Annotated in this window: 15 protein-coding genes; 8 read left to right on the forward strand and 7 right to left on the reverse strand. The window is 67.5% G+C overall.

The genetic code is table 11. The annotated features are described in order from the left end of the window. Positions 1–26: 26 nt before the first annotated feature. Together ACZ5M6_RS08330 and ACZ5M6_RS08335 are read right to left on the reverse strand one after the other, a co-directional pair. A complete protein-coding gene (locus tag ACZ5M6_RS08330) occupies positions 27–1232 on the reverse strand; it encodes a DUF6880 family protein (protein ID WP_464158106.1) in 1206 nt (401 codons plus the stop codon). A 1-nt stretch (position 1233) separates the two neighbouring features. Beyond that, positions 1234–2007, reverse strand: a complete 774-nt coding sequence (locus ACZ5M6_RS08335; protein ID WP_464158108.1) for an exodeoxyribonuclease III — start codon at positions 2005–2007, stop codon at positions 1234–1236. Positions 2008–2191: 184 nt separating this feature from the next. On the opposite strand from ACZ5M6_RS08335, the gene ACZ5M6_RS08340 reads away from it, so the two are divergent. Genes ACZ5M6_RS08340 through ACZ5M6_RS08360 form a run of 5 tightly spaced genes read left to right on the forward strand, consistent with a single transcriptional unit; the run spans position 2192 to position 4021 of the window. Then, positions 2192–2497 (forward strand): plasmid stabilization protein, encoded by a 306-nt coding sequence (locus ACZ5M6_RS08340; RefSeq protein ID WP_464158111.1) that lies wholly within the window; start codon positions 2192–2194, stop codon positions 2495–2497. A gap of 9 nt (positions 2498–2506) precedes the next feature. Next, positions 2507–2719 carry a hypothetical protein gene (locus tag ACZ5M6_RS08345; protein ID WP_464158112.1) on the forward strand — a complete coding sequence of 71 codons (213 nt, stop codon included), beginning with the start codon at positions 2507–2509 and terminating at the stop codon, positions 2717–2719. Then, entirely contained in the window at positions 2716–2922 is a 207-nt protein-coding gene (locus ACZ5M6_RS08350) for a hypothetical protein (RefSeq protein WP_066551078.1), read from the forward strand. The genes ACZ5M6_RS08345 and ACZ5M6_RS08350 overlap by 4 nt, the downstream gene beginning before the upstream one ends. Then, positions 2915–3415, forward strand: coding sequence for a YciE/YciF ferroxidase family protein (locus ACZ5M6_RS08355; protein ID WP_066551079.1), 501 nt, complete (start codon positions 2915–2917; stop codon positions 3413–3415). Before ACZ5M6_RS08350 ends, ACZ5M6_RS08355 begins: the two co-directional genes overlap by 8 nt. 3 nt (positions 3416–3418) lie before the next feature. Further along, entirely contained in the window at positions 3419–4021 is a 603-nt protein-coding gene (locus ACZ5M6_RS08360; RefSeq protein WP_066551082.1) for a cysteine hydrolase family protein, read from the forward strand. On the opposite strand, the gene ACZ5M6_RS08365 is transcribed toward ACZ5M6_RS08360, so the two are convergent. After that, positions 4018–6090: a glycoside hydrolase family 65 protein gene (locus ACZ5M6_RS08365; protein ID WP_464158116.1), complete on the reverse strand. Its 2073-nt coding sequence runs from the start codon at positions 6088–6090 to the stop codon at positions 4018–4020. The two genes, ACZ5M6_RS08360 and ACZ5M6_RS08365, sit on opposite strands and share 4 nt — an antisense overlap. Then, complete coding sequence (locus ACZ5M6_RS08370; RefSeq protein ID WP_197458446.1) at positions 6077–6484, reverse strand: DUF6766 family protein; 408 nt, start codon at positions 6482–6484, stop codon at positions 6077–6079. Before ACZ5M6_RS08370 ends, ACZ5M6_RS08365 begins: the two co-directional genes overlap by 14 nt. 141 nt (positions 6485–6625) lie before the next feature. Here ACZ5M6_RS08370 and ACZ5M6_RS08375 point away from each other — a divergent pair, with 141 nt between their 5' ends. Continuing rightward, entirely contained in the window at positions 6626–6811 is a 186-nt protein-coding gene (locus ACZ5M6_RS08375) for a hypothetical protein (protein ID WP_174086240.1), read from the forward strand. Here the strand turns inward: ACZ5M6_RS08375 and ACZ5M6_RS08380 are convergent. Together ACZ5M6_RS08380 and ACZ5M6_RS08385 are read right to left on the reverse strand one after the other, a co-directional pair. Then, positions 6798–7973, reverse strand: coding sequence for a zinc-dependent alcohol dehydrogenase (locus ACZ5M6_RS08380; protein ID WP_174086239.1), 1176 nt, complete (start codon positions 7971–7973; stop codon positions 6798–6800). The two genes, ACZ5M6_RS08375 and ACZ5M6_RS08380, sit on opposite strands and share 14 nt — an antisense overlap. A 29-nt stretch (positions 7974–8002) precedes the next feature. Next, positions 8003–8572, reverse strand: coding sequence for an SRPBCC family protein (locus ACZ5M6_RS08385; protein WP_066551089.1), 570 nt, complete (start codon positions 8570–8572; stop codon positions 8003–8005). A 354-nt stretch (positions 8573–8926) separates the two neighbouring features. On the opposite strand from ACZ5M6_RS08385, the gene ACZ5M6_RS08390 reads away from it, so the two are divergent. Then, positions 8927–9496: an SDR family NAD(P)-dependent oxidoreductase gene (locus ACZ5M6_RS08390; protein WP_464160110.1), complete on the forward strand. Its 570-nt coding sequence runs from the start codon at positions 8927–8929 to the stop codon at positions 9494–9496. Between the two features lie 454 nt (positions 9497–9950). Here ACZ5M6_RS08390 and ACZ5M6_RS08395 read toward each other — a convergent pair whose 3' ends face one another. Then, the gene (locus ACZ5M6_RS08395; RefSeq protein WP_066551092.1) at positions 9951–10829 is read right to left on the reverse strand and encodes a LysR family transcriptional regulator; all 879 of its coding nucleotides are present in this window, start codon (positions 10827–10829) and stop codon (positions 9951–9953) included. Positions 10830–10925: 96 nt separating this feature from the next. On the opposite strand from ACZ5M6_RS08395, the gene ACZ5M6_RS08400 reads away from it, so the two are divergent. Then, positions 10926–11735: a type 1 glutamine amidotransferase domain-containing protein gene (locus ACZ5M6_RS08400; RefSeq protein WP_197458447.1), complete on the forward strand. Its 810-nt coding sequence runs from the start codon at positions 10926–10928 to the stop codon at positions 11733–11735. Position 11736: the final 1 nt, after the last annotated feature.

Here is an 11736-nt window from a genome sequence, read left to right on the forward strand (position 1 = left end):
CGCATCACACCGCCGCCGGCGCCGCCTCATCCACCCAGCGCCTCCGCCGCCTCGGGATAGCGCTGGAGCAGGCGGGCCGCCCATTCCGCCTTGCGCGGCCAAGGCCGCTGGGCCTCCCGCCGACGTTCCAGAACCATGGCCGCCGCCTCGCGGTGGGCGGGCCAGTCCATCAAGAAGCCGAGAGCCGCGCCGAAGTCGTCCGAAGCCGCCGCTTGGGCGAAGGCGCGGTCCAGCGCCTCGACATCGTCGAAGTCCGGCAGGCGGGCCAGGTAGTCGCGCAAGGGCTGAGGCGACAGGTCGCGTTCGAACATCGCCCAGCGCAGGTCCTGGGCCTCCTGCCGGTTTCCTTCGGCCTCCAGCACGTCGATCGAAGCCAACTCCCAGGCCGGCGTCAGCGCGGGCCGTCCGGCGGTGGGATTGCGGCCGAAAGTCCAGCGACGGTTCGACGGCGAGGGCCGAAGCGCGGTCTCGAGCGCGGCGCGCGCCTCGCCGATCCGCCCCGCCGCCAGCAGCCGGCGGGCCGCGCCGGCGGCGAAGTCGGGCGCGCCCTTCTCCTCGGGGGTCGCCAACGACAGCCACAGGTCCAGGTCGCCGGCCCGGTCCGCCAGCCGCCGGATCGCGCCGCGCGCCGGCCGGGCGCTCCGGACGGCGGACGGCAGGGCGTCCAGCAGGCGACGGGCGAACTCCGGCGTCAGGGCGTCGTCGGCGGCGCCGATCCAGCGAGCGTAGTCCTGCGGATGGCGGCCAACCGCCTCGGCCAGGGCGTCGAGCGCGGCCGGATCTTCGCCGGCGGCGGCGCCCGCCAGCGTCCAGAGGTCGGGCGCCGCGTCCTCGAAGGCGAACACCAGTTCGCCACGCGGGTCCTGCACGCGCGCCGTCAAGCCGCGGAACAGGTCGAACCAGGCCAGCAGGCTGGCGAAGGCGGCGCGCGCATCGGCCGGCGCCAGCCGGTCCACGATCGTGCGGCGGTGCGCCTCAAGGTCCCGGATCAGCTCCCCGCGCTTGCGCCAGGAGACGCGGACGCGCGCCGCCGCGAGCGCAGCGATGCGCTTGTCGATCTCCGCCGCCAGCCGGTCCGGCCCGGCCTCGGCCGCCAACTCCAGCCGCAGCCGGCGCTTCAGGTTGGCGTCGCCGACGCTCGCCTCGGCCAGCAGCTCCGCCAGGCGCGGCGCGCCGAGCCTAGTCAGATTGGCCGCGTTCAGGCGGGTCGGGGCCGTCGGCCGTCGCGCCATCTCATCCTTCCAGTTCGATCCAGGCCGGCGCGTGGTCGCTCGCCTTGTCCCAGCCGCGCACATGGCGATCGACGCCGGCGTCCGCCAGCCGCCCGGCCAGCGCTGGGCTGAGCAGCAGGTGGTCGATGCGCAGGCCGGCGTCGCGCTCCCACGCCTGGCGGAAGTACTGCCAGAAGGTCCAGGGCGGCTGATGCGGGAAACGTTCCAGCAGCGCATCGGTCCATCCCTGGCCGACCAGCCGGGCCCAGGCGGCGCGGCTCTCGGGCTGTAGCAGGGCGTCCTTCTTCCAGGAGCGGCTGTTGTAGATGTCGGCCTCGGTGGGCACGACGTTGAAATCGCCGGCCAGCACCACGGGCGCGCCGCTGTCCACCAGGGTCGCGGCGTGGCCGATCAGCCGCTCGAACCAGGCCAGCTTGTAGTCGAACTTCGGCCCCGGTTGCGGGTTGCCGTTCGGCAGATAGAGGCCGCCGATCAGCACTCCGGCCACCGCCGCCTCAATGTAGCGGGCCTGAGCGTCGGCCGGATCGCCGGGCAGCGCCCTCCGCGTCACCACCGGCGCGCCGATGCGCGACAACAGGGCGACGCCGTTCCAGCGTCCCTCGCCGACCCAGGCGGCGTCGTAGCCGGCCGCCTTCAGGGCGGCGGCGGGAAATTGCGCCTGGGACGCCTTCAACTCCTGCAGGCAGGCCACGTCCGGACGGGCTTCCGCCAGCCAGCGCAGCAGCGTCGGCAGCCGGGTGTTGACGCCGTTGATGTTGAAGGTGGCGATCCTCATCCCGTACCCGCGCCGTTCATGTCGTTCAGGCTGCTAATCCATTCGACGCCGTCCGGGTTCAGCCGTCCATGCCTCGGATCATCCCTTCGAGCGCGGCGACCTCGCGCTTGCCTGAGATATATGTAAGCTCAAGCTGAAACCCTTGCTTGCACTGGGATTTCCTTTCGCAGGAGAGGAGAGTCCCATGCCTAGAGGCGACAAGTCCGCCTATACGGACAAGCAGGAACGCAAGGCCGACCACATCGCGGCCGGCTATGTGAAGCGCGGCGTATCGGACAAGGAAGCCGAACGGCGCGCCTGGGCCACCGTCAACAAGGACGACGGCGGCGGCAACAAGAGCGGCTCCGGACGCGGCCGGCACACGGGTCATCCCGCCGCGCACAAGGGCGGGCGCAAGGGCGGCCAGGCCTCGGCCAGCCGCTCACGGGCCGACCGTTCCGCCGCGGCCAAGAAGGGCTGGGAGACGCGGCGCCGGAAGGCCGCGCACTGAGTCATGGCCATGAAGATCTATCGCGTCTCCATCGGCGCCGAAGGCGGACCCAGCCGCGAGGTCAAGGTCCCGTCCAAGACCGACGTCCAGGCCGCGGACGCAGCGGCCGAACTGATGCAGCCGGGCGAAACCATACTGAGCATCATCGAAACGGATGATCCCTATCAGGAGGTCGATGCGCCGCCGCCGGGAACTCAGACCCACCCGGATCAGATCACATGACCGGCGGCGCCTCCGGTCTGGTTCAGGGCGGCCTGGGCGGCCCCGAGGACCAGTTGCTCGAGGCCGGCCAGGAGGAGGTCTTCTCCCGCGCCGAGGTCGAGAGCGGCCGCATCGAACACCATGCCGACACCCAGACCCGGCCCGATCAAAAGGAGATCGAGCCGTCATCCCCCAACGCAGAGAAAGGAAACGACCATGGTTGAGAAGACCCTCGACAACCTGTTCTACGACACCTTGAAGGACATCTATTACGCCGAGCGCAAGATCGTGAAGGCGCTGCCCAAGATGGCGCGCGGCGCCCAGTCGCCGGAGTTGAAGGCGGCCTTCGAAAAGCACCGCGACGAAACCGAAGGCCAGATCGAGCGCCTGCAGCAGGTGTTCGAGATCATCGGCAAGCGCGCCATGGGCAAGACCTGCGACGCCATCGAAGGCATCCTGGCCGAAGGCGACGAAATCCTGGAGGAGTACGAAGGCACGGAAGCGCTGGACGCCGGCCTGATCGCCGCCGCGCAGGCGGTGGAGCATTATGAGATCACACGCTACGGCACGCTGAAGCGCTGGGCGACCCTGCTCGGCTACGCCGACGCCGCGCGCCTGCTGGACGAGACGCTCCAGGAGGAGTCGAACACCGACGAGAGCCTGACGGCCCTGGCGGACGCCAAAGCCAACGCCAAGGCGCAGGGCAAGGCCGCCTGACCCATGGGGCAGGGGCTGCGTGACGCCATCCCGGAAACGGCGGTCCATCTCTGTGTCGACATGCAGCGGATGTTCGTCGAGGACACGGCGTGGCGCACGCCTTGGGCGGAACGCGTACTGCCGGTCATCGTGCGCCTGTGCGAGGCGAAGGCCGAGCGCACCTGTTTCACCCGCTTCGTTCCGGCCGAACGGCCGGGCGAGGGCCAGGGGACCTGGAGACGATACTGGGAGCGCTGGCCTTCGATGACCCTCCAGACGCTCGGAGAGGGCATGGTCGAGTTGGCCGTTCCGCTGCAGCGCTTCGTCCCTCCAGGGCGCCTTCTGGACAAGCGCGTCTATTCGCCCTGGATGGGCGCGGACTTCGACGCCGCGCTCCGCCGCGGCGGCGTCGACACCCTGGTGGTGACCGGCGCGGAGACCGATGTCTGCGTGCTGGCGACCGTGCTGGGCGCGATCGATCTGGGATATCGGACAGTCGTGGTGACGGACGCCCTAGGCAGTTCATCCGACGAATCCCATGACGCCCTGATGGACCTTTATCACGAGCGTTTCTCACAGCAGGTCGAGACGGCCGACAGCGCCGAAATCCTGGGTGCTTGGCGCTAGATGGGCTCCAGCACCGCTGTCTCGCCGTGGCGGGCCCGCAGCCGCCACGGCGCGCCCCGTATCCACAAACGGTCGCACTCGATCACATCCCACCCTTGCGGCAGGACGACGTCCCGGCGGGCCCAATGTCGGGGATCGCCGTCGTCGATCCTGAGCGCCGGCAGGCCGAGCAGGAGACCGATGATGAAACCGCCGATGTTGGCGAAGAAGGGCCCGGCGGCGACCCCGTCCACCTTGTCCAGTCGATATTCGAGCGTCTGGAGGAAACGCCCGTGCTGATAGAGGGCGAAGCCCTCCTCCTGGAGCATGAGCGACAGCGTCCGATCCCCAAGCCAGGCCGCCCAGACGCCGTAGAGGGCGGCCAGCATTGGCGAACCGGCGTAGTCCTGCCATTGATCGAGGTAAAAGCGCAGGGTCCGATCTCGGGTGTCGGACTCCATTTCAGCCCAGTAGGGAAAGACGCCCATCAGCGCGCCGGGCGTCGCCGCCTTCTCTTCAGTGACGCGATATCCATCGTGATCGGCGATGGCGCCGTCGTCGCGCAGCGTGGGCCTCAGCCCTTCCAGGACCTCGCTCCACTTGGCGGGCGCCTCGAGGCCGATCATCCGCGCCATGTCGATGGCGCGGCGCAGCACCACCGTGGCGGCGAGGATGGTCAGGGCGTCGTTGTCGGCGGTCTCGATCCGTTCCGCCGGACCCCCGATGTCGCGGAAGACGAAGCGGTCCCCGTCGACCGACGCCCGGTCGACGACCCAATCCGCCACGCCCGAAAGCACCGGCCAGGCCGCCTCGCGCAGGAAACGGTCGTCGCCGCTGGCGTCGGCGTAGAGGGCGAAGGCGCGCGCCACGTGCAGGCTGACGTGATCCTCGCGCGCCGCGGCGGTCGCGCCGCCGGGCGCCGCCTCCTCGCCGTGGGCCGATCCGGCCTCCCAGGGGAACTTCAGCCCCGCGCGCCCGGCCATCTTGGCGTTGTTGCGGGCGGCCGGGACGCCGCGCACGCGGAAATCCAGCATGGCCCGCGCCGCCTGGGGCTGCAGCAGGGTCAGCGGCGGGATGGCGAAGGCGTCCACGTCCCACATCACATGGCCGAAATAGTAGTGATAGTTGGTCCAGGTCGCGAGGCCGAAGATGGAGGTCGACGACGGCGACGACGGATGGACCGAGGCGTTCAGATAGAAGAAGGCGGCGTCAGCGATCCCCTGCCACCGCTCGCCCGCCCCGACCAGGCGGATGCGGCCCTTCCAGAGGTCGGCCCAGGCTTCGTGGTTGAGCCGGCGCAGGGCGTCGAACCCGTTCTCCGTGGCGGCGGCCAGGAGGCGCACGGCCTGGCGATGCGGCTGGTGATGCAGCACGTCCGGGACCAGGGACGCCATCTGGCGAAAGCGGTGACGGCCGGCCCGGGCCTTTAAGCGATAGGTGGTGGAGAGCGGCCCGGTCTCGTCCCAGGGTTCCTGGGTGCGCTCGGCCTCTGGGGCCGCCGTCGTCGCCAGGGCGATTCCGCAGGCGCCCAAGCCGCCCTCGGACCGCCACAAGATCGCGCCGTCGCACACCGGAGGCGTCTCGCCGGGCGTGTCGAGGCGACGCTCCGCCATCGATCCGCGTACGCCCGCCGGATCGACCCGCGCCCTGAACGTCAGTTCGCAGGCCTGGTCCAGCGTGACCTGGACCTCCTGGCAGACCACGGTCGGATGCGAGCGGCTGGCGAAGGTGACGACCTCGACCTCGGCCCTGCCGGCGGGTAGCCGCACTCGAAAGCGCGTGGTCAGTTCCGCTGTCTCGAAGTCGTAACTCTGGTCCACGGGTTCGAAGCCGCCCATGACCTCGCTCGCCCAGACTCCGTCGAGCGCGATGTCGCCGCCGAGCGGATAGGGCGCCGCGACGGCGGCCTCGACGTGCCGCTCGTGATGTTCGCCGACGAAACCGCTGACGATCGCCATGCCGGGAACCAGGGGCACGTCGCGCACCCGCAGTCCGATCACGCCGTTGGAGACATAAGCGGGCAGATCCTCCGCCAGGGCGCCGGTCGCCGGCGGCGGGCTGATCGGCCGGTGCGGATCAGACCGCGCCATAGGGCGGATCCTGGTGCAGGGCCGCGTGGCCGGTGCGGCGCTCGTGATGGCGGTCGATCTCGTCGACGATGGCCAGGCCGCGCTCGCGACCGACCAGTTCCAGCAGGGCGTCCAGCTTGGCTTCCATCCGGTCGTCGTTCTCCTTCGACGACGGCGAGCCGACGTAGAGGAAGTAGGCCAGGCCGACGACCTGCCACAGCAGTTGGAGGAACTCGGATTGCCAGTTCTCGAAGGTGTCGCGCCCCATCTCCAGAAGGTACGGTGTCAGCGCGGGCGTCTGTCCGTGCTCGCGCGCCTCGTCGATGAAGGCGTACCAGCCGAACAGCCAATGCAGGCCGATGGAGATGGCGAAGAAGGCCAGGGTGATCCAGGCGTAGGCGTAGCGTTTCAGCATGATCGCTCCTCCACCGCTGCCCAAGTCGCTCGCCGCCCCCCCGGTTCCGCTCAGCCCTGGCCGGCGGGCGGCGACCTCGCGGTTTCGTGACGCAGCGCCCACACGCGCCAGGCGTTCTGTAAGATCAGGGAGGACTGCGCCATGACCGAGAACCGGCGGGCAGAAACGGCGGACGAGTCCGTCGATGTCGCATTGCTGGCCCAGCAGCTGGCGGAACGCGGCTTCTATGTGATCGGCGAACTGCGCGGGCCAGCGACGCGGACGGGCGAGCGCATCCGGCCGGAAAAACCCCGCACGCGCCCGCCGACATCGATCAGTGAGGCTTGAGGACCACCTTGGTCCATTCGTTCTGGTTCTCCTTGAAGTTCTTGTAACCCTCGGGCGCTTGTTCGAGCGGCAGACGATGGCTGATCAGATCGGTGGTGTCGATTTTGCCCTCCAGGATCATCTGCAGCAGCTGAGGCAGGTAGCGCTGGACGTGGGTCTGGCCGGTCTTCAGCGTCAGTCCCTTTTCCATGAAGGCGCCGACCGGGAACTTGTCGGCGAAGCCGCCATAGACGCCCGGGACGGAGACCGTACCACCCTTCCTGACCGCCATGATCGTCTCGCGCAGGACGTGGGGACGGTCGGTGCCGAGCTTGGTCTCCTGTTTCACCGCATCGACGATATTGTCCGGTGAGAAGCCGTGGCTCTCCATTCCGACCGCATCGATGCAGCTGTCTGGTCCAAGGCCAGCTGTCATCTCCAGCAGGGCTTCGCGCACTTTGACCTCGTGATAGTTCAGGACTTCCGCTCCGTTCGCCTTGGCCAGCGCCAGTCGGTTGGGATGGTGGTCGATGGCGATCACGCGACCGGCGCCCTGCAGGATCGCGCTCTTGATCGCGAACAGCCCGACCGGGCCGCAGCCCCAGACGGCGACAGTGTCGCCAGGCTGGATTTGGCAGTTCTCAGCCGCCATCCAGCCCGTTGGGAATATGTCCGAGAGAAACAACACCCGCTCATCCTCGATGCCCTCCGGGATTTTGATCGGGCCGTAGTCGGAATAAGGGACGCGCGCGTACTGAGCTTGTCCGCCGGCGAAACCGCCGGTCAGATGCGAATAGCCGAACAAGCCTGACACCGACTGGCCATAGGCGATTTCTGACGCGTCCGCCTTGTCCGCCGGATTGGAGTTGTCGCAGGCGGCCGGCATCGACTTCTCGCAGAAGAAGCATTTCCCGCAGGCGATGACGAAGGGGACGACCACCTTGTCGCCCTTCTTCAGACTGGTGTTGCCGCGGCCGACTTCGACGACCTCGCCCATGAACTCGTGACCCAGGATGTCGCCGTTGGACATCCCGGGGATCATGCTGTCGTAGAGATGCAGGTCTGAGCCGCAGATGGCGGTGGCGGTGATCTTGATGATGGCGTCGCGAGGATTGACGATCTGCGGGTCGGGGACAGTATCGACTTGGACGTTGTGCTTGCCGTGCCAGGTGAGGGCGCGCATGGGCGACTCCTTAGAATTGGGAAGGGGGATCAGATGTGACGGTCGGACCGAGGCGCGGCGTGGGGGGCCTTGGACGTCGAGATCTCGCCCGTCTCCATCAGTTGCTTGAAACGGCGCAGTTCGCGGCGCGCTTGGAGACGTGGCTCGCGCTGCATCACCTTGGCGACGACCTTGCCGATGACGCCGGAGGGCGGGTCGTAGCTGATGAACAGTCGCACCTCCGTGCCGCGACCAAAGGCGTTGTCACGGAATTCGATCCAGCCCTCGTGATCGACGTCCGAGTCCTTGCTAGAGGTCCAGGCGATGCGTTCACCGGAGACGTCCTCGGTGATCTCGCTGGTCAGTTCGATGTCTTTGTCGGCCGGCCCGGCGACGATCCAGCGAGAACGGCCGGACTCCAGAAGCTCGACCGATTTCACCGTCTCCGAGAAGGTCGGCATATTCGTCAGATCGCGCCAAAAGGCGTAGAGGTCGTCGCGGGGGCGATTGATCAGGACGGCCCTCAAGCTTGAGGCCTCGTATTCGCCCTCGCGCCGATCCTTGTCGACAAAGGCGGTCGAGCCAACGTCGGCGTCGGTGGAAACTTCACTATTGGACATAGGCTTAGCTCCGATGGGCTGAACCTCGTCAACCACCCGCGATGGGCTTCGTTCCAGCTTGAGCGGAGGAACAGGCACCTCGGTTAAGGGTGGGAAGAGCATCTAGCCCAGGTGCCGTCCTCATGACCGACATCCTCAACCCGACCGCCGCCGAAACCGTCCGTCGCCTCGCCGTCGTCACCGACGCTTCCTTCGGCATCGGCTTTGAATTGGCAAAGCTCTTCGCCGAGGACGGATACGACCTCATCATCGCCGCGGACACCGCGCTTGCCGAGTTCTCCCAGACCTTGACCGGGCTCGGCGACCTGGTCTCCGCCTGGCGACGGAAGAGGGCGTCAGTCCTTCTACGCCGCCATCGGCGCTCGCCCGGTCGATGCGCTTGCCGCCAATGCGGGGCAAGGGCAGCGGCTGGGCAAGGCCTTCCTCGACCAGGACTTCGACGACGTGGTCCATGTCATCAACACCAATATCACCGGCACGATCCGGCTGGCTTGGCTGATCGGCCGTCATATGCGAGAGCGCAGCCAGGGCCGCATCCTCTTCACCGGCTCCATCGCTGGCCTGATGCCGGGCAGCTTCCAGGCCGTCTACAACGGCACCAAGGCTTTCCTGGACAGCTTCTCCTTCGCCCTGCGCAACGAACTGAAGGACAGTGGCGTCAGCGTGACCGTCCTGATGCCCGGACCGGTCAACACCCATTTCTTCGAGCGCGCCGGCCTGATGGACACCAGGGTCGGCCAGGACGAGCACAAGGCCGAAGCCGCCCATGTCGCCAGGACTGGCTATGAGGCCATGAAGCGCGGCGACGGCGACGTGGTCGCGGGCATGAAGAACAAGGTCCAGGCGGCGATGGCCGCCGTCACGCCCCAGACCGTGCTGGCAGAACAGCATCGCAAGATGGCGGAGCCGGGATCGGGATCGTAACGGAAGCTCTGGCGGGAACGGACCCTCACTGGGGAAGTCTCATTCCCGCCCTTGGTCCAACTTCCGCTCCTGGCGCGACTGAGACATCTTACTTGGAGAAGGCCTGTTCGAAGATGGGCGTACGGACCCGCATCGAGGCCGTGGCGGCGGGCGTTCACAGCCGGATTCTCACGCTAGTGCAACGGCGTGCCCCAGCCCTTCCGCAACGGGATTGGTCGGAAAGATCCCAATTATTTAACGTGAGTTCGAGTCCCGCTTGAGGATTCGAACAGAGGTGGCCGACTTTGGGGCAGGGGAGGACACAACCTTTTCATTCCTAGGATGACCGCTTTGCGCCCCACATCCGGCCGTTCGGCCTTGTAGCCGACGATCCCGAAAGCCGCCCTTCGTTCCGCCAGCGCTCAACTGGTTCAGACCCGACATTGCGCTCACGGCCCAACAGGTGTGGCCACCATTATGTTCGGAGTGCAGCAATCAGGGCGTCCCGAGCCATGGCCACGCGCGGGTGTCGCAGCGATGAGCGTGCCCAGACGAGGTAGTAAGCGTTGCGCGGCACCGTGACCGGGGCGGGTATCTCGATCAGCGTGCAGGCAGCGCGTTCGCTGCGGGTGAGATAGCCGGGCATCACCGTCCAGCCGAGACCCGCGCACAATCCCGATCGCAATACTCTCAAATCGGGCGCGGTCAACGCGGGCTGGCTCGTCAGCTCGAGCTGGTTTGCATGGAGCCAGGTTCGCAGCAGCGGCCGGTCGAGGTCGTAGGCGAGGTGGGCCGTCCGGTTGAGCCCGTCGGCAAGCGGCAATTCGGCAATCCGCATGGCCACGGCGGGCGAGGCTACGGCGCGCAGGTGCTCTTCGCCCAGCGCATGGAAGGCCAACCGCGGATCTTCGGGTTGCGAGGCGGTGACGGCCAGGTGCACCTTGTCTTCGAGGAGCATGGCATAAAGCGCCTCGCGCCCGCCGATATGCAGCCGCAGGTCCAGCCCTGCTTCCAGCAGCGGAGCCAGTCGGGGCGTGATCATTTCGCCCAGCATGTCCGACGGCGCGGCGATGTGGACCGTGCCCGAGATGCGGGACGAACGGGCCCGCGCGCTGGCCAGTGCCGATTCCGCCGTGTCGAGGCTGCTTCCGATTGAAGCAGCGAGATCGTCGGCGATCGCTGTCGGTCGGACGCCGCGCGAATGGCGATCGAACAAGGGACGGCCCAGTTGCGCCTCGAGCGATGCGATGTGCTGCGACGCCGCCGGTTGGGTGATGCCGATTGCCCGGGCCGCCTCGCTCAGTGAACGACGGCGGTAGACTTCGACGAAGGTGCGCAACTGCAGGAGGGACATTCCGGTTCCATAACTGGATTTATGGCCGTCCGCCATTCCCGCTGGATTTCATGATGCCGTTCCCTGCGTATCTAAGCCGCCGAAAGGAACGATTGAATGCAAAATCGCCGCCAACTGCTGAAAGCACTCACCGCTGTCTTTGTGGCGGGTGCGGCTGCGCCGGTTGCGTTTGCTCGTGTCCCCGACATCAATGGAGAAGGACAATTGACGATGACCCGCATTCTCATGGTGGCCACCTCCGCCGACCGAATGATTCCCGGCACCGAACCGACGGGTGTCTGGCTCGAGGAACTTACCACCCCGTATTATGCCTTCCGCGATGCGGGCGCCGAGGTGACGCTGGCCTCGATCAAGGGCGGCGCCATCCCCGTCGACCAGCGCAGCGTCAACGCCGACGGCGAGAACGACGCTTCGGTCGAGCGCTATCTTAAGGACGAGGCCCTGAAGGCCGAGGTTACCAGCACCCCTGTATTCACAAGCATCGATCCCGCCGGCTACGACGCGCTGTTCCTGCCCGGCGGCCACGGCACCATGTTCGATTACCCCGGCAGCGACGAACTGGCCCGCCTGGTCGAACGCTTCGACCGCGAAGGCAAGATCGTTGCCGCCGTCTGCCATGGACCGGCAGGGCTGGTCTCGGCGAAGAAGGCCGATGGCACGCCCCTCGTGGCTGGCCGCCGTGTCGCGGGCTTCACCGACAGCGAGGAACGCGCGGTCGGCCTCGACAAGGCCGTGCCGTTCCTGCTCGAAACGCGCCTCAAGGAACTTGGCGGCAAGCACGAGAGCGGCCCCGATTTCGCCCCATTCGCTTTGCGCGACGGCAACCTTGTGACCGGCCAGAACCCCGCCAGCGCAACCCGCACCGCGGAGCTCGTGATGGAAGCCCTCAAGGACAAGGACGCCTGAT

This window comes from Brevundimonas sp. Br13 (assembly GCF_055391505.1).

What these genes read in the sequence shown, in the direction of transcription:
- ACZ5M6_RS08330 (WP_464158106.1), bottom strand. Translation starts at nt 1,232, where the DNA reads ATGGCGCGACGGCCGACGGCCCCGACCCGCCTGAACGCGGCCAATCTG.
- ACZ5M6_RS08335 (WP_464158108.1), bottom strand. Translation starts at nt 2,007, where the DNA reads ATGAGGATCGCCACCTTCAACATCAACGGCGTCAACACCCGGCTGCCG.
- ACZ5M6_RS08340 (WP_464158111.1), top strand. Translation starts at nt 2,192, where the DNA reads ATGCCTAGAGGCGACAAGTCCGCCTATACGGACAAGCAGGAACGCAAG.
- ACZ5M6_RS08345 (WP_464158112.1), top strand. Translation starts at nt 2,507, where the DNA reads ATGAAGATCTATCGCGTCTCCATCGGCGCCGAAGGCGGACCCAGCCGC.
- ACZ5M6_RS08350 (WP_066551078.1), top strand. Translation starts at nt 2,716, where the DNA reads ATGACCGGCGGCGCCTCCGGTCTGGTTCAGGGCGGCCTGGGCGGCCCC.
- ACZ5M6_RS08355 (WP_066551079.1), top strand. Translation starts at nt 2,915, where the DNA reads ATGGTTGAGAAGACCCTCGACAACCTGTTCTACGACACCTTGAAGGAC.
- ACZ5M6_RS08360 (WP_066551082.1), top strand. Translation starts at nt 3,419, where the DNA reads ATGGGGCAGGGGCTGCGTGACGCCATCCCGGAAACGGCGGTCCATCTC.
- ACZ5M6_RS08365 (WP_464158116.1), bottom strand. Translation starts at nt 6,090, where the DNA reads ATGGCGCGGTCTGATCCGCACCGGCCGATCAGCCCGCCGCCGGCGACC.
- ACZ5M6_RS08370 (WP_197458446.1), bottom strand. Translation starts at nt 6,484, where the DNA reads ATGCTGAAACGCTACGCCTACGCCTGGATCACCCTGGCCTTCTTCGCC.
- ACZ5M6_RS08375 (WP_174086240.1), top strand. Translation starts at nt 6,626, where the DNA reads ATGACCGAGAACCGGCGGGCAGAAACGGCGGACGAGTCCGTCGATGTC.
- ACZ5M6_RS08380 (WP_174086239.1), bottom strand. Translation starts at nt 7,973, where the DNA reads ATGCGCGCCCTCACCTGGCACGGCAAGCACAACGTCCAAGTCGATACT.
- ACZ5M6_RS08385 (WP_066551089.1), bottom strand. Translation starts at nt 8,572, where the DNA reads ATGTCCAATAGTGAAGTTTCCACCGACGCCGACGTTGGCTCGACCGCC.
- ACZ5M6_RS08395 (WP_066551092.1), bottom strand. Translation starts at nt 10,829, where the DNA reads ATGTCCCTCCTGCAGTTGCGCACCTTCGTCGAAGTCTACCGCCGTCGT.
- ACZ5M6_RS08400 (WP_197458447.1), top strand. Translation starts at nt 10,926, where the DNA reads ATGCAAAATCGCCGCCAACTGCTGAAAGCACTCACCGCTGTCTTTGTG.